Genomic DNA, 17,409 nt, shown 5'->3' on the forward strand with positions numbered 1-17,409 from the left:
CGACCAATTAAAGGCCACTTTTTACTTCATTCAAGGAAAATTTGTCGATTTTAAACCTTAGGTCTCTAGGATCTGACGGTGCCTGTATTCGTGGGGCGTCGGTTGTAAATAGTATAGTATGTCTTCCTGGAGGAACTGAGATTTGTTTTGTATACCTCGTAGGAGACGAGCTAATACCCAATTGTTCGTTCCATAGGTCGCTTTGAATCGATAGATCTGAAGTTTCAGGGAACCCTGTGCTCACGCTCATGTCAACTTGCATGGTTTTTGTTTGTTTCGACGCATTGATTAGCTGAAGAGTCCCCTTTGACGAACACCAATGCCAATTAGCTTGTACTGTTCCTTCTATGGCCGAAAATCCAGGGTTCCATTGAACAAATACAGGCTCTAAGAGTTTCTCTTTTTCCGTCTGCCATTCTTTCTCTGGAATAATTCGTTTTAAGGACTCTTGATAATCTCGCAGGTCATAATATGCCAGTCGTTTGTCGTCACTTTCAATAGGGCGTTTATTTAGTAAGAGAGCAATCTCCCGTTCAAGTTGCGCACCGTTATCTTTATAGCCGTAACGGTCAATATAAATCCCTGAGAAGCCAGCCACCGTAATAGATTTAACCATTTCAGGAAGCGGTTTATCGGTTACTTCCTTATACCAAATGTCCTCCGGACGCCCCCGAACAGCGCCGTAGGTCCAACGAAGCTTATTAGAGTGGAGGTATCCCCGATAAAGTTGGTAATCCCCCATCTTCTCATTGAGCGGTCCATGTTCCGGCCAAGACATATATGGAAGCTGTAAAACCATCGCACCATCGCTAGTAACTTCTTCAATTTTACTAACAAATGCAGCGTCTCGCAAAAAAACCGCCTTTAATTCATTATAATTTGGAGTGATCGCTTTCGGAATCTGATCAATAGAACCGAACAAAAGTAAAAATGACATGAACGTAGAAAAGGCTACCCGTCGTTCATTACTATAAACATACTTTGTAAAAAAGTTGTTTAGAATTATCGCAACTGCAAAAAGTGAAAAGTATGCAATGAATATGCTAATACGATTGTTTGCTCGAATCTGAGGGGTAACTAAAATAGAGAATATCGAACTAAATCCACCAATAGTTGCAAAAAGTATAGCAAAAATATTTAACCTAGATAAATTATTCAAAACACTTCCGTGTAATAGCTTATTTTCTTCCTTCTCATTAAACAAAAGAAGAACAGTAAGAATAAGAAAACCTATGCAACCGATAACCCCCAGGTAAGAAAAGGAGTTTTCATTAATAAGAGGAAACGCAGAATATACATTACGAATTTTTGCGATCAAACCAATACCATAATCAGCTGGAGGTATAAATAATTGAGTGATTTTTAGTGCATATACTTCGGTCTCCCAGGGTAATCTTTGAGATACTGCATAATTCTTTCCGTTATAAAACTGATAAATAAGACTAGGAAGAGCATTAATCAATCCAGTTGCAATCATTGTAAGAATAAGTAAAAAAGAAGACACTAAATTATTAATTTTCCTCTTGATAATGAAAATCGCAATTCCAACAACAATCAAAAAGAAGCATGCAAAGAATGCATAGTATATACCTGTTGAAGCAATTAGAACGCAAATGAGAATACTTTGTAAGTTCTTGGATTTCGCTGTTACTAACTTAGATATTGAAAGTTGGTGGTTAAAAAGAAAATCTTCATCTCTGTAAATCCAGAGAATAACCATTACGATTAACGGAACCAAAAAATACACCGATAAGAAAAAGTGAAATGTTCCTCGCAGAATATGATAGGGAGCAATAGAATAAAGTACACTCACCGGTATTGCCACATAATTAGATATCCCAAAATGCCTAAACACATATAATGTCGTTACTGTAGTTAACAAAAAAGTAAGTAAATAAAATACATTGAGAGTTACTGCGTAATCGTTGGTAAACATCGTTATCGCTTTTAGCATTAAAAAACTTAGGCCTTCAAACATGGCGTAATCTTCAGGAGAACGTCCAAAAGGCGCCCCAAGGAATGGGGTATAGGTATACCATCCGCTTTCAATAAAAGCTTTAATTGTAGCAGCAACACCTAATGAATCACCATGATAGGAAAAAGGAATGGAAAGGTCCGCCCTCCACAGTTCAAATCGCCAGTATACAACAATAGAACATGCCAACAACGCAATCAAATAAGGTGTAAATCTGTTTAGTATATTATTTACTTCCCTTTGTTTAATCATGAAATATTAGCCAACCTCCAAATGTTGCGAAATCACATATGGAACATTTTCACATATTCTCTTCCCATTGACTTATTTATAAGAATCTCTCATTTCGAACATGATCATAAGAATATCTTTTTTAGGTACATCATTTTAATATAAATCCGTTCGAAAACAGTCACCGGTTTTCGTTGATGGTACTGTTCCCATTCATGAATCACCTCAGCCATTCTCCACTGGTATGGAACTCTTCCATAATACTTTCGCAATATGGCTTGGGCTTCTTGTAAATGCTGACCTACTTTCCGTCTTGTTTTTGTTAACGGGTGATCCCTTGAACCAGCCAACCGCTTGGGGATATATATTAGCTCACCAATATCTTTCAGCTTCCACCATAAATCGTAATCCATGCACATCTCTAGCTCGGCATTTAACCCGCCCACCTTTTGCCATGCACTCATACGTATCAATGTTGCTGGTTGACAGATGAAGCAACCTTTAGCCAGTCTATCCACGTCAAAAGGTTCGGTTGGATAGTCCCTAATAATCGAACCATCTTCTGCGAGTATCCATGCGAGTCCGTAGACCGAGGCTGCCTTCGGATTCTCAAAGAGCGCTTGAGCCATTATAGCCAATGCACCCTCAACTAGCACATCATCAGCGTTAAGCCAACCAAAAAAATCACAGTCTACGAGCCATTGGGCGCCTTCATTAATCGCTGCCGCCTGTCCATTATCAGAATGCGAGCGCCAACCGGCAAGTAGTCCCTTTTTATCATACTCTCTAATAATTTCTAAACTGTCATCGGTTGAGCCTGCATCCAAAACACAAATACGCAGATCAATACCCTGTTGAACATTAAGACTGTTCAAGCAGTCGCGCAGGTAGCGACCCTGGTTTAGGTTCGGAACCGCGATACCCACTTTAGGCAAATTGGGTTTACATCGATTTTCTGTCATGATTATACCACGGCTCCATCGTTACCACTTTTTCATAAACCTCTAGAGTACTCTTGGCTGCTTCATCCCACGTAAATTTCTTTATTTGTTCGGCTCCTCGTTGAATTAATACATCTCTCATGGAACTGTCGCTTTCTAATAGCCACATGGCATCGATAAGGCTCTTGATTGAATAAGGATCAATGAGCAGTCCTGCCTCACCTACCACTTCTGGCATACTTGTCGTTTGGCTAGTAATCACCGGGGCACCGCAATTCATTGCTTCGAGAATAGGAAGACCAAATCCTTCATAAAAGCTTGGGTAAATAAAGGCATAACATCGACTGTATAAAGCCGACAGCTCTTCATCTGTGACATATCCCAGGAAGTGCACTTTTTCCTCTAAGCCGCAAGATTTTACAAAGTCACCGATGTCCGACTCTTTCCATCCTTTCCCACCAGCGATAAATAGCGGCATTGTCCCTTTACCACTCTTTACTAACTCATTATATGCTTGAATTAGAAGTCGATAATTTTTTCGAGGCTCTACCGTGCCAACACCTAACCAAAATTGGTCCAGTTTCACTTTATCTCTGTTACCCTCGCGCGCAACCGATGTATATAAACGTTCTATGATATTGTTCGCTTTCTCAACAGTGATTTTCCGAATCGAGGGACGGCTACCCAAAGGTATAACCTTTATACGATCTTCAGGATAGTGCGGAAAATGCCGAATAAAAGCCTTGCGCGTAGCTTCGGAAATCATAATAAGATAATCGGCATAGATGGAAGCATCAAAAATACCCTGGAAACACACCAATCGGTTCTCTTCTGTCGTCAGATCAGGAACTTCTACATAAACCAAATCATAGACGGTCATAACAATACGCGCATTCACATCTTTTGGACAGGAGTAATTATTCGAATGGATAATATCGGGATTTCCTAGGCGGTCCATCCGATTACCACGCTTACTCCACCAATGGTTAACCTCATTAAACGAAAGGTCACGCAAGAGCATCTTTACATTGCCATTCTCCTCCGGGAAAGTCGCTTTCAGAAAGTCAGGATGGCGGTATCCAAAAAAGGTCGGATAAAGCAAATATTCATTTTTCCGATCCACCCTAGCGAGCGCATGAATAAGCTGATCGGCAAAAAAGCCGCAACCTGCTTTGTTCTCCGCTGTCTGACTAACGTCATAACCAATCTTCATGACGTCATTTCCTTTCTACGTTGAGTAAAAGCGTGTTTAACCCAACCTAACATAGCCCGAAGATCATTGAAGGGAACCCTGCCTTGTAATTGCATATGCGCACGGATAGCAGTCTTGCAGACTTCTAATACGAACTGAAAGTTTTCTTCACCATTAGTTCTGGTCAGTCCCTTTTCTTCCGCTACTACATGTCCAAGATTAAATATCCATCGTGAGGGAACCTTTCTTGTTTCATGATAAACCATCGAAATGATCTCTCGATGTACCTTAACCCGACTTCCCAATGTTTTCGTATCCGCATACAGCCGAGAACCGGCAAGATTTGCTTTAAGATAATGCATGGGATATCGGCGACCAATACGAATCCAGTACTCATAGTCCATACAATACTGTAGGTGAGGATTAAGCAACCCTATCTCATCAACAATTTGTCGGCGAAAAAATACGGCTGGTTGACAGATAAAACAAACATCAAGGAGATTTTGGTAATCCCATTCTTCCGTATAGTAGGGTTCAATAATCTTATCATGGATATCGATATGATCTGCTTGACCATAAAGGACCATGGCCTCTGGGTGGGAGGCAAAAAAGTCCATTACCTTCTGAAACGCTCCGGGATAATAGATATCGTCAGAATTGATCCAACCAATGATCTCCCCGCTGGTTTGTCGAATCGCTTTATTAACAGCGTCAGCCTGTCCATCATCCCGCTCAGAGACCCACCGCAGGCATCCATCGTATTTTTTCAGGATGCTGATCGTTTCGTCCTTGCTGCCCCCATCCATAACAAGGTACTCCAACCCTTCAATCCCCTGATCGATAACGCTTCGGATGGTTCGTTCGATAAACTGACCCTGATTATAAGAAGGAGTCACAATTGATAATTTCATCATGTGTTTTCATAGCCTCCTCGTGCTGAAAGCCTTAGAGCAAGGTCTCCATTATCCCTTTGTCATCCCAAACTTCCAATCGAACAATTTGGATCCCCAACTGCCGAGTATCTGGACTGCCGTTATCGGCAGGACAAAATGTCGGGAAAATGGCTAAGTGTACACTGTCATCACCAAGAGGCACTTGAAATGTTATTTCCTCTCGTTGTCCTGCGATAAGCTGACGTTTACTTGTCACCTGTCGGCTTTTAATGTGAATTGCGATGGTTTGTGCAGGATTCCCACCGCTATGTAGCAGTTCTGCCATTACTGTCCGCATCTTTGGTTTACCGATGAAGTGAATTCGAACATCTTCTGCTGTCCATTTATCCACGTAAACGCCATCAACCGTGCAGATGTCTTTTTGCTCTTGCTGAACTACCTGCAGTAAAACCTGCAGGTACCCGTTTATCATTGCTTCGCGCGGGTACTTTTTCGCTTGCCTATGCCCTTTTCTTACCAAATCTTCTCGTAGTGTCTCGTCTGTCGATATACGGTCGATCGCTTCCTCTATTGATGCGGGGATTCTCGGATCGAAATAATATGCGGCGTCACCGCCAACCTCGGGAAGGCTTGTCCGGTTGCTGCAAAGCACAGGTTTGCCTACAGCCATCGCTTCAATGACGGGAATGCCAAATCCTTCGAAAAGGCTCGGGTAGACCAAAAAATCGCAGTGATGAAGCACTGTTGTTAGTTCCGATTCTGTCAGATATCCGAGAAAATGGATCCGTTCCTGCAAGCCCATCTGCCGGATTGCGTCATCGATTTCCGGATTGTCCTCTCGCAAGCATCCTGTAAAGACAAGATGCAGGTCAGAATCGGGATGCCTCTGAATGAACGACGAGAACGCCGTCAGCAGCATCAAGTGATTTTTGTGTTTCCAAAAGTTGGCCGGATAGTAACCGTAACGCAGACCTTCGAGACCCTTTTCCTGCAATATTCTCTGCTGTTCTCCCGTCTCTGGCGGGATTAGGCGGTCCTGAATACAGATAGGCGCAACATAAACGTTGTCTTTCGCCAAATTAAATTTCTCAATGATTGTTTGCTTAGTATATTCTGAAATACAGATAATCGCATCTGCCTTTTTACAGACCACCTTGTAAAATGCCCGGCGGTGGGTCAATTCCTCCGGGCTAAAAAATGACGGATAATACTCATGCTGGATATCATAGACAAGGCTAACAGTAGGAATCCCTGGTTCGTAATAGGTTACCGCTGTCATGGGACAGAAAAGCAGTTCGACTCCTCGACTACGCAAAGGACCTTTAATTCCGCCGGATATATCTATGTCTAGACCGGCAAACAACTGCCGCAATCGCCGTTTTACTTTATCAAACAATGTCATCTGCTGCGGACACTCTATACAGTGATGTTCTACTTTATACCCTTTAAACGAATCTATAAAAAACTGATGATTCCAGGAAGCTGTTAAAAGCATTATCTCCAATTCTCGATGTATCGCCAATCCTCTAATCAATTCCATAACGAGATGCATAGCTCCCCCGATTCTTCCATCTGGTCGAATGGGGACAACATCTATTGCTATTTTCATGTTTCTTTCTCCTTTCTCGAACACATAGCGGCGTCTCTGTTGCCCCGTTGCCTCAAAGGAATTCTATATCTACCTCGTTATGTCAGAGAGCTTTCGCTCCAATTCATGGATAACTTTAAGTCGTGCCGCTCGGTCTGCCTCACATTCAACTAATCTTCGTTCCAACTCGTGAATGACCTGTAGCCTCGCCGCCCTATCTTCCTCACTTTCCCGTAATAATCGGCTAATCTCGTCAATCGCCTTTAGCCGATTGGCCCGGTCCTTCTCACTAGCGATCAACTGTTCATTTAAATGATTAATTATCTCTAGTCTTGCGTTTCGGTCTGCTTCACACTCTCTCAAGCGCTGTTCTAGTTCCTCTATCGAATGCAACCTCGCTGTCCGATCTGCCTCGCTATCATTTAAACGCTGCTCAAGTTTCTTAATAGCACACAACCGCGCCATTCGGTCTGCCTCGGATTCGGCGAGTCGGCTCTCTAATCGGAAATTGTCCGCATATTGACGTTGTAGCATCCCTTTTAATGGGAAGGCATCCATAAGTCCTAGGAGCAGTCTCTCTAACGGCGCTTCGGCTACTCGTTCTCTTAACTCCGCATCCAAAACAGGACTGATAGATTGAGATGAGGCAATCAGGATAGAAGACCAATGCTCCTGTTCCCTCCGCTGAAAGTGAATGAATCCGTTTTCCTCTAAGAGTTGGATCATCATATCAAGTTCGCCTATTCTCGCCTGTCCTGCCGGAACCTGAACTAAGACAAGGCCGCCTTTGCGGACAGATGTTAGCACAGCCTCAATATCGAACGCAGAAGGTCCATCTAGAACAACCAATATATCAAAAGCCGCCTGTTCCGCCTCCCTATCATCAGGAAGTACTGGGATGTCGAAGATCAGGTTGCTAATTTTTCCGTACCATTTGCGTGTTTCCAATCCAACAGCAGTAAATCCGGCATAATTCAAGAGAGCCACCAGTGCGCCATGACCGGAGTTGACCACCATCACAGAACTTTGGCGTCGACAGTATTGTAGAATCACTTGTAGCCAATAAGCGGCTTCACCGATTAAATCTTCTCTCGCCTGCTGAAACAGTTCGGGAATACTTAATCCATCGGTCAGCGAAACTTTCTCAACGTCCCATAATGCCACTTTTTTAGATTTTAGTGAAACAATTCTTTTGTGCTCCTTGAAAATTGCCTGAGCGTCCCTGACGATCTGACAGAATTGCCTGGCATACATAAGAGCCCGCTCGTTTCCCCAGGTTCTCGCTTCCTGTTCACGCTGAAGATCAGGACCTGGTTCGCCTTTCTCCAGAGCAAATCCAATTTTATCAGCAAGTTCAGTAGCATCCATGGGAGAAAAAAAAGCGGAATAAGCAGGATTTTGTTCCCGATGGACATCCAGTTCCGATAGGATCATTCTTTTCCCAAGAGCGCGACAATCTTCCACAACGGTGCTCCATCCCTCATAAAGAGATGGCTGAACGACCGCCATACTCCGGCGTATTAACTGTATCTGGTCTTCCCGAGGAACTGTTCCGAGGATATGCACCCGATGGGAGATGTTCAGACGGTTAATGTAACGTTTTAATGTTGGCATGTAATCGGCAGTACGGTAATCATTTGTCGCACCGGTGCAAACCAATTGTACCTCCACTCCCCGCGCCTGGAGAATGGCGATCGCCTCCATCAAGGTGCTGTGATTCTTATGCAGCCAAAACTGGTTGCAACAGATTAAAAACCGTTCAGGCAATCCATATCTTTTTTGCACATAGACTGGATCTGTCTGATACCATTCCCCTTTGGGGATGGTATAAAAAGACAGCACCCTTGTTTCCGCCGCTGATTGTGGAAAACAACGATGAAAAATAGCTTGCGAAGATCTACTGGAAAAAACAATGAGCCTTGCCAACTTAGCGATTTTTTGAATCGCTTGATCACGTTGTAAACGTTCCGTTACCGAAAAAAATTCAGGAAGTTCCTGATGTTGAAAATCGGGGATCCAAGAAGCGGAACAGACATCTGACAACACATCAAGATTTACGGGAAAAATAAAGTCCAGATATACATAGAGTTCAGATTCAGAAGAAAACTGCATAATCCTGGAATGTTCGAAACCCATATCCTCTTTACGGGCGCCAACGAGGGCAATGCCGTCAAAATAGGATAAAAAGCTTAGATGTAGGCTAAAATCCTCTCTCTGATCATCACGAACGATCAATAGTACTTGTGGTCGTTCATCCTCGGACAGCAACGCAACGGCGCGAACAAGCAGTTCAATATAAGAAACGCCGCCAAGCCAGCCTTTTCCGCCGATAATCGGGATGCCTACCTTCAGATCTCGGATCATACTTATCTCCTTTTATCCCCTGTACTCTAGCGACTAGGTCTCCAGTAGTTGTTTACAAACCAGTCGCAGTACCGCTTGATGCCTTGTTCTAACATAATAGTCGGCTGAAAGCCCAGTCGACTTATCTTCGATATGTCCGCCTGCCAACGCATCGGATCACCTACCCGGACAGAACCTGTGAAGCAAACGGGCTTTTCAACCTGTAAACACCTTTTGATCAATGTAACCAATGTTCGGATGGGAACCTCGCTTCCGCTGGCGATGTTAAATACACCTGTCTCACCATGAGTAAGCAATGTGTCGATCGCTAAGGCGATGTCTGCCACGTGGATAAAATCCCGGCTCTCCTCTCCCGTTCCAAAGACCTCAACAACATCCACGCCCGGGGTTAGTAGCTTCCGGCAGAGATCGAAGACTACCTGTTTGCGCAGGCCTTCCCCATACGCTGAAAAAACCCGTAGAGTAAGACCTCGGATACCATAACAACGAGAGTATTCTTCGACAACTTTTTCCGACATCCACTTATGGTAACCATAAGGAGAAAGGGGCGCCACTGGCGCCAACTCCGCCACCGGCAACTGGGGTGGGTTGCCATACACGGAGGCGCTTGAAACCAGAACAAAAAAGCAATGATCGGCTGCGGTGCGTAATGTTTCCAGCACGAAGGCGCATGTACTCGGGGAGTTCAAAAAATCCTCATAGGGGGCCTCGTAGGAAACCGCCACTGAGGAAGTCCCTGCACAATGAATCAGCACAGTTGGGCGAAAGCTACATACTCTTTCGACAAACCTGCTGTCAGGTAAGGTCATCTCACACCGTTCCCACACGCAAGGACTTGTATCACTGAACTTTCGGCTTAAGGCAAGAACAGCATGGCCCTGTTCCGAAAAGTAATTACAAAAAAAAGAGCCAAGAAAGCCATTTGCGCCGGTTACCAAGATGCGGTCTCGACCGTTCATATTGAGTTCCGGATTGCAAAGCCGACTCCGTATCCAATTTCCCGGAATTCAAAGCCCGATAAAAAAGGATACCTGAGTAACAGATCGACCCAGACCCTATTTAAATAGGGGTGTCCGGGGTGGGCAATGTCATCAAAGATCAATATGCCTCCCTCGGACAAATAGGGGATAACATTATCTAAGTCACGCAAAGCGCCCTCTTCGGAATGATCTCCATCAACCGTAATAATGTCATACGTCTTTTCTGGATGATTTTTGAAAAATTCAGGAACGGTCACGCTACTGTCTCCATCAATAAAGGTGACTTCTCCCTGAAAACGGTGTTTCGTCAACTCATGCCGAACAAAATCTGGACCTGGGTTCTCCATTCCGGCATAGTCCTGTATCCACATGTCAAAGGCGACGATCTCCATATCTGGACATGCACGGGCAGCGGTACAGACGGTACGACCTCGTCGAACTCCTATCTCTAAGTAGTTGCGCGGCTTCAGTGTTTTAACTGCGGCATAGAGTACATTTACGATGTCCATATATCTCCAATGCCGGCCAAAACGGCGAACACATTCCCGGTAGTAGGCATCGAGATAGCCAGTATAGTCATCATTGACTAATTCATGATGAAACAGAAGGATCTCTTGCCATGTTTCCGGCGCCATAGCAATCTCTGCCAACGTGTTTGGATTTAAAATAACCGGTTTATAATACTTCTTTTCTTGTTCAAAGACACTTTGGAGCATGCTCATTCCCCCAAAATCAGCACCAAATCAATAGTTGTTCATCACTTACTGTTGGCGTTTGTCTCATACCCTAGTCGGATGAGCACATCACCAGCAACCTCATGAAAAGCTCTACGGTTGCTTACCGAAAAATGGTTTATCCAATCGCCGGATATGCCCTTCCTGACAAAGGTATTGTACGCAAAGGTTTTATCCAAGGCACTACGCAGCCGCTCCTTGCTGTTCGCTCGAATAGCCCGCTCGATAATTTCCTTCTCAACGACCATATTCAACTTGTCTAAAGTGTTGGACAGGGTTTCAGCGGGGTTCGCTAATAGTTCCTCATAGCGAACCAAACGGGCATCAGTCTCCAACCATTCTAGAACATATTTTTTCCATTCTGAGGCTACATTGACCACATAGTCTTCAAAAGGCACATCAAACTTTGTATATATCCCATTTTTTACACAAAAATCGCGTTCAAAAAAGTACTTAGATACCACGACGTCCCGACCATCGCGAACCAAGTGGATTACCTTGCTTCCCTGCGGATGCAGGGACGAGCCCGGTTTTTCATGGCTTTTGATCACACAGTTCTCCGAGATATTTAAGGAAGCCGCACCAACGTACCAAGGATGTTTGTTCACTGCAAAAGCGTCATACCCGTCCTGGACGTAGATATCTCTTTTATCGAGTGACAATGCATCACCCAACAAACTAACAAACCATGTCCCACCTGACTTAGGGTATTCAGCTACGATAATTCGATTCATTCTAACCCTCCCTCATAAAAAAGTTGCGAGGCATCTACGAAAGAATCTGAACTCTGCATTCCCCAGGAAGATCGCAGAGGCCGTGATGCTGTAGTTGTACAGGATCTCCCTGCTTTTTGAAGACAATAGCAAACGAACCGGCGTTTTGAACATTGGCGAGTCGTAACACGCTCCCCTCCAAGTCCTGATGCGGCATCATACCTCGGCGGTTATACGTAGCGCTATCCAAGGCCGCCAATGCAACCATAAAGGTATATTCCCCCACTGCCAAATCAAAACGAATAGCCTGACAAAAACGTATCCGAGAACCCTTTCTAACTTTTCGGGGTACAGAGGTTCCATACTGAAGTGTGTTCTTACCGTGCACGATAATTCCTTTATCGTTGTGAATGACCAACCCGCCAATCGGCACCTCAATATCCCGATTAATCTCGAACTCATAATAAAAAACTCCTTGTTGTCCCTGGGAAAAAACCTGACAAGGTTGTCCACCTTGGTCACAGATTGCAACCCGAGTACAAAAGGCCCATCCATTTCCAATATTGTCTTTTTCCTCGATATCAAAAAAGGCACTTTCGACAGGCCATGTGAATGATTCATCCATTCTTTCTACCACTTCTGGTTCGTTAAACTCCGTTGTACCCGATTCACTTACCTCATTATTATTACGAGACATATATTCATTTACTCGCTGTTCTTGTTCGAGCAGGTAATAGTGCTTTACCGCCTCCGTAGATTTACCTAAGTAAACCTGCCTTCCCCGATCCAACAACAACGCCTTTTCACAAAACTGTTCCACATCAACCATAGAGTGAGAAACGAGAATAATCGAGGTTCCTTTCCTCCGCAACTCCTCCAAACGCCGATAACACTTCTGGCGGAAAAAAACGTCCCCTACAGCCAGTGCTTCGTCGATTAAAAGTAACTCGGCATTAACACTGGTCGCTACTGCAAAGGCGAGTCGTACAAACATGCCGCTGGAATAAGACTTAACCGGTTGATCAATAAAAGGGCCGATATCAGCAAAGTCCACAATCTCTTGAAACCGCTGCTCTATTTCGATCCGCGAAAGGCCTAGAATGGATCCATTCAGGTACACATTATCTCTACCGGTAAAGTCAGGATTAAATCCGCTTCCCAGTTCGAGCAAAGCCGCTACCTTGCCGTTAACCTGCAAGAACCCATCTGTGGGCTTTAAAATGCCAGCGATGATTTGCAAAAGCGTGCTTTTTCCACTGCCGTTCTTACCGATGATCCCGAAAGTTTCGCCGCGCCGGATTTGAAAAGAAACACCCCGAAGAGCCCAAAACTCTTTACCGTAACGCTTACCTACGGACGAAAGCAATTGCTCCTTGAGGCGGTCTAGTGGTCGATTATAGAGATGATAACACTTTGACACATCTTGAGCCGATAAAAGGATATCGCCATTGGAATGGCTGTTTTCATCCGACAGCGACTGCATTTCAGGCGGGACCACCTGTTTGCCTGTCTGTTCCCTCTTTTTTATTCTTTTCTCTGGAATTCTGCCTTCGGTCAACACAAAGCGACGACTCCTCTGGAATCCCCAAAAATCAAGTCATATGACATCAGGGAATCCTTCTCGTGTTTTTTGGAACCATGTGAATCCGCATACCAGAACCACCAAACCCACCATTAACTCGATAACCCAAACTCCCCAGTCCGGCATCAGTCCCCAAACCATAACTCGACGCACATCCTCTACAACATAAGTTATAGGATTTAGATAATAGATGCCTTGCAATTCCGCGGGGATAGCCGACAAGGGGTAGAAAATAGGGCTGAGAAACATGAGTACATTCAGACAAACACCCACTACTTGGCCCATATCGCGGATATAAACACCCGTCGAAGCGAAAAACCAGGTAACTCCCAAAGCCATAATCAACAAAGGAAGCAACACAATGGGAAGAAAAATCGCCGTCCAATGAAGGGTCCCCATCAATGTTGCCATCCCAACCAAAAGCACCAAATAGCCAACGGCACCATTAAATATTGCAGATCCTACCAGCGCGAGAGGGAGCACTTCCAAGGGAAAGACAACCTTTTTTACGTAGTTTACATTACTTAATATCACTGTAGTAGATCGGCCTACAGCATCTGATAGCATTGTAAAGGTATTTAAACCACAGAACAAAACTAGTGCAAACTCTACCTTGCTACCACTTCCGGTTCCCCAACGTGCTTCAAAAACAACGCTAAAGACGAATGTATAGATTGACAACATAAGAACTGGTGTCAAGAAGGACCAGAATAAACCTAGAAGGGATCCTTTGTATCGACTCTGGATATCCCTTGTTGTCAACTGAATCACTAATGCCCGATTGGCCCAAAGTCTTTTGTAAATCTGAACCGGGTTGATCAATTCCATTACACTCATTGTTTATCCTCACCCCCTAAAGGGTTCGTCCTGTTACCGCCCCAACTCATTGACACTTATTTAAATACCAATCGATCGTCCTCCGCAATCCTTCTCGCAGGCCGACTTCGGCGCGGAATCCAAACTCCTTCTCTGCTCGAGTCGTATCGAGACAACGCCGCGGTTGTCCGTCCGGCTTTTCAGTATCCCAGACGATAGAACCTTCAAAGCCGGTCAAATCGACAATCAATTCGACCAAGTCCCGAATCGAGATCTCTTGTCCATAACCGATGTTCACCGGTTCGCTCTCATCGTATCTCTCCGTGGCAAGGACAATGGCCCGGGCTGCGTCCTCTACAAAGAGAAACTCACGGGTGGCCATTCCCGTCCCCCAGACGACGAGTTCTTTCTTGCCCGCTTCCTTGGCTTCGATGCACTTGCGGATCAACGCCGGGATGACGTGGGAGGTTTCCAGATCGAAGTTATCCCGTGGGCCGTACAAGTTGACCGGGAGCAGGTAGACGGAGTTATAGCTATACTGCTGCCGGTATGCCTGAGATTGCACCAGCATCATCTTCTTTGCTAGGCCATAAGGCGCATTCGTCTCTTCGGGATAACCGCACCACAAGTCATCTTCTTTGAACGGCACAGGTGTAAATTTTGGATATGCACAGATGGTGCCGACGGCGACAAACTTTTCGACCCCTTGCCGGCGCGCATGCTCCATCAGTTGGACGCCCATCACCAGATTGTCATAAAAATATTTACCTGGATTTGCCCGGTTAGCGCCGATGCCGCCCACAACAGCGGCAAGATGAATGATCACGTGGGGTTGCGCTTCAAATAGCAATTTCTGAATCGCGTCTTCCTTGGTCAGGTCATACTCCTTGCTCCGGGGAATTACAATTTCGCCGCATTCACGCTCTTTTAACAGGTCCACCACATGAGAGCCGAGAAACCCCGCCCCCCCTGTGACGATAACCTTTTTTCCCTTTAGATCATACATCGGATCTTCCTCCAGGCACTGAGATGTTTTGTTTCCAGTAAGCGAGCAAATCGCGTAATGTTTCATCCATGGAAAAGCGAGGTCTCCAATCGGTTTCTTGATTCAGCCGGTCAAAGGAACCGGCGATCCGCATCCGATCATTCATCCGGACACGCTTCGACTCTTCACAAACCTTTACCTCTTCCAATCCGGACATTTGAATCATCAAACGCAGAATGTCTCCGATTTGAATCGGTTTCCCGGAGCAAACATTGTATGTCTGTCCCGACTTCCCTCGCGTCATCAGCAGGTGATAAGCCCTCACAACATCGCGCACATCCAGAAAGTCCCTCTCGACATTCAGGTTGCCCACGAAGATTTTATGGGGGATACGCCCCTGTTTCATCCATATCAATTGCTTCGCAAAGTTCGAGCATACAAACCGTTCGTTCTGCCCGGGCCCAGTGTGGTTGAAGGGTCGGGCGATCATCACTGGCAAATCGTGTTGGACCGCGTACTGACAACAGGCGATCTCACCCCATGCTTTTGCAGCGGCGTAGGGGTTCATCGGTTGAGGAATCGTATTCTCTGTCAATAGCTGGTCTGGACGAACGCTTTGGCCGTATACTTCTGAGGAACTGACATAGAGCAACCGCGCAGGCAATTGCAACCTTCGTATCGCCTCCAGTACATGCAGAGTGCCCCAGGCGATCTCCGCATAGGTCCGAAGCGGGTTGTTGAAGCTGTCCAAGACGAAAGCCGGCCCCGCAAGTAGGTAGACGTAATCTGGTTTCACTTCCGTCAAGATGCTATGGACGCGATTTTCATCACGCATGTCACACTGAAAATAACGGATGGGAAAGTCTTGAGCGCCATTCCGATGATAGGTGCCGAAAACATCGATTCCCGATTCGACCAGATGCGCTGTAAGGTGCCGGCCGACAAAGCCGCTCGCCCCGAAGATTAGAGCCTTCATAACACCCCTCGTTCTTGTTTGCTATTGTGATCCCAGGCTATTGAATTCATTGAATCCGGCCATAGACATCTTCATAACGAACGATGTCGTCTTCCTCTAAATACAGCCCCGTCTGCACCTCAATGAATTGCAAAGGGATGCGGCCGGGGTTCTCCAACCGGTGCAATGTCGATTTGGGCACAAAAACGCTCTGATTTTCGTGGATCATCTTCACCTCATCGGCGATCGTCACTTTCGCTGTCCCACTGATGACGATCCAATGTTCGCTACGGTGATAATGGAGTTGCAAGCTTAGAATTTGTCCGGGATTCACCGTAATGCGTTTAACTTTATAGCCGGGACCTTCAGTGATCACGGCATAACTGCCCCACGGGCGGAGGACTGTCGTATGTTCAGAGGCTTCCTTCCGCTTACTCGCCTTGAGTTGGTCGACCAGTTCCTTGACTCGTTGCGATTCGCCCTTCTTGGCTACCAGCACCGCGTCATTCGTTTCTACGACAATCATATCCTGCAAACCAATACCGGCGACAAGTCTGTTACTGCCCATAAACAATGAATCACGGCATTCAATGACTGTGCAATCACCGCGTACGATGTTTCCAGAGTCATCCTTCTCCATCGCATCGTAAATGGCATCCCAACTGCCTACGTCGTTCCAATAGATATGCAACGGGAATACAACGAATTGTCTCGATTTTTCTGCAATCGCATAGTCTATCGATATATTCGGAAGTTCAGCAAATGTTTCCATCATGTGATCATAGCCGGAACAAAAGTAGCTATAAATCTCTGGAGAATACTTCTCCAACTCCTGCTGTAACGCAGATGGCGTAAAGGCAAACATGCCCGAATTCCAGTAATATCCCCCATGGGCTACATACTGTTTCGCAGTTGCGAGGTCAGGCTTTTCCACAAATTTCTCGACTCGACAGCAGTTTTCCTTAGCTTCTCCAGCGAGAATATAACCGAAACCAGTATCCGGTCGATCTGGCTTAATACCAAAGGTTGCTAGGAATCCCTTCCTCACAGTCGACTCCGCGCTTTGAACGCTCTCAATGAAACGAGAAACAGGATCGATGAGGTGGTCCGACGGGGTCACCAAGATGACCTCGTCCTGTTCACAACCGAGTTTATCCATACAATAGCGGCAGGCGAGCGCGATGGCAGGCGCCGTATTCCTTCCGACAGGCTCTAGAAGGATATGGGCGCCTTCTCCGCCCCATTGTTTCAGTTCATTCTTGACGTGAAACAAATAATCGCGGTTAGTGACAACAACGATATCAGAAGGAGAGATGATCTGGGTAAACCTCTCCACCGTATGGGCCAAAAGAGACTTTTCGCCATGAATTTTTAAGAATTGCTTGGGATAGCTTGAACGTGAGATCGGAAAGAGTCGGCTTCCCCCGCCTCCTGCCAGCACGATTACCTTCATAACACGC

At 45.4% G+C, this 17,409-nt stretch carries 14 protein-coding genes; all 14 read right to left on the bottom strand.

Annotated features, from left to right (window positions below; all coding sequences use genetic code 11):
* Positions 1-7: 7 nt before the first annotated feature.
* Positions 8-2,227, bottom strand: coding sequence for a hypothetical protein (locus GTO89_RS08650; protein ID WP_161261674.1), 2,220 nt, complete (start codon positions 2,225-2,227; stop codon positions 8-10).
* 104 nt (positions 2,228-2,331) lie between these two features.
* Positions 2,332-3,168: a glycosyltransferase gene (locus GTO89_RS08655; protein ID WP_161261675.1), complete on the bottom strand. Its 837-nt coding sequence runs from the start codon at positions 3,166-3,168 to the stop codon at positions 2,332-2,334.
* On the bottom strand, positions 3,149-4,360 hold the full coding sequence (locus GTO89_RS08660; protein WP_161261676.1) for a glycosyltransferase family 4 protein: 1,212 nt from the start codon (positions 4,358-4,360) through the stop codon (positions 3,149-3,151). Before GTO89_RS08660 ends, GTO89_RS08655 begins: the two co-directional genes overlap by 20 nt.
* Positions 4,357-5,253: a glycosyltransferase family 2 protein gene (locus tag GTO89_RS08665; RefSeq protein ID WP_204758198.1), complete on the bottom strand. Its 897-nt coding sequence runs from the start codon at positions 5,251-5,253 to the stop codon at positions 4,357-4,359. Before GTO89_RS08665 ends, GTO89_RS08660 begins: the two co-directional genes overlap by 4 nt.
* A gap of 31 nt (positions 5,254-5,284) precedes the next feature.
* On the bottom strand, positions 5,285-6,841 hold the full coding sequence (locus GTO89_RS08670; protein WP_161261677.1) for a glycosyltransferase family 4 protein: 1,557 nt from the start codon (positions 6,839-6,841) through the stop codon (positions 5,285-5,287).
* 69 nt (positions 6,842-6,910) lie between these two features.
* Entirely contained in the window at positions 6,911-9,184 is a 2,274-nt protein-coding gene (locus GTO89_RS08675; RefSeq protein WP_161261678.1) for a glycosyltransferase, read from the bottom strand.
* 26 nt (positions 9,185-9,210) lie between these two features.
* Positions 9,211-10,143: an NAD-dependent epimerase/dehydratase family protein gene (locus GTO89_RS08680; RefSeq protein WP_235920338.1), complete on the bottom strand. Its 933-nt coding sequence runs from the start codon at positions 10,141-10,143 to the stop codon at positions 9,211-9,213.
* Positions 10,140-10,880 carry a class I SAM-dependent methyltransferase gene (locus GTO89_RS08685; protein ID WP_161261680.1) on the bottom strand — a complete coding sequence of 247 codons (741 nt, stop codon included), beginning with the start codon at positions 10,878-10,880 and terminating at the stop codon, positions 10,140-10,142. Before GTO89_RS08685 ends, GTO89_RS08680 begins: the two co-directional genes overlap by 4 nt.
* Positions 10,881-10,921: 41 nt before the next feature.
* Complete coding sequence (locus tag GTO89_RS08690; protein ID WP_161261681.1) at positions 10,922-11,632, bottom strand: sulfotransferase domain-containing protein; 711 nt, start codon at positions 11,630-11,632, stop codon at positions 10,922-10,924.
* A gap of 34 nt (positions 11,633-11,666) precedes the next feature.
* Positions 11,667-13,172 carry an ABC transporter ATP-binding protein gene (locus tag GTO89_RS08695; RefSeq protein ID WP_161261682.1) on the bottom strand — a complete coding sequence of 502 codons (1,506 nt, stop codon included), beginning with the start codon at positions 13,170-13,172 and terminating at the stop codon, positions 11,667-11,669.
* Between the two features lie 36 nt (positions 13,173-13,208).
* Positions 13,209-14,030, bottom strand: coding sequence for an ABC transporter permease (locus GTO89_RS08700; RefSeq protein ID WP_204758197.1), 822 nt, complete (start codon positions 14,028-14,030; stop codon positions 13,209-13,211).
* 46 nt (positions 14,031-14,076) lie between these two features.
* Positions 14,077-15,015: a GDP-L-fucose synthase family protein gene (locus GTO89_RS08705; RefSeq protein WP_161261683.1), complete on the bottom strand. Its 939-nt coding sequence runs from the start codon at positions 15,013-15,015 to the stop codon at positions 14,077-14,079.
* Positions 15,008-15,970, bottom strand: coding sequence for a GDP-mannose 4,6-dehydratase (locus tag GTO89_RS08710; protein WP_161261684.1), 963 nt, complete (start codon positions 15,968-15,970; stop codon positions 15,008-15,010). The genes GTO89_RS08705 and GTO89_RS08710 overlap by 8 nt, the downstream gene beginning before the upstream one ends.
* A 46-nt stretch (positions 15,971-16,016) precedes the next feature.
* The gene (locus tag GTO89_RS08715) at positions 16,017-17,402 is read right to left on the bottom strand and encodes a mannose-1-phosphate guanylyltransferase/mannose-6-phosphate isomerase (RefSeq protein WP_161261685.1); all 1,386 of its coding nucleotides are present in this window, start codon (positions 17,400-17,402) and stop codon (positions 16,017-16,019) included.
* Between the last annotated feature and the right edge of the window lie 7 nt (positions 17,403-17,409).

The sequence above is a fragment of the Heliomicrobium gestii genome, assembly GCF_009877435.1.
Lineage (GTDB): Bacteria > Bacillota > Desulfitobacteriia > Heliobacteriales > Heliobacteriaceae > Heliomicrobium > Heliomicrobium gestii.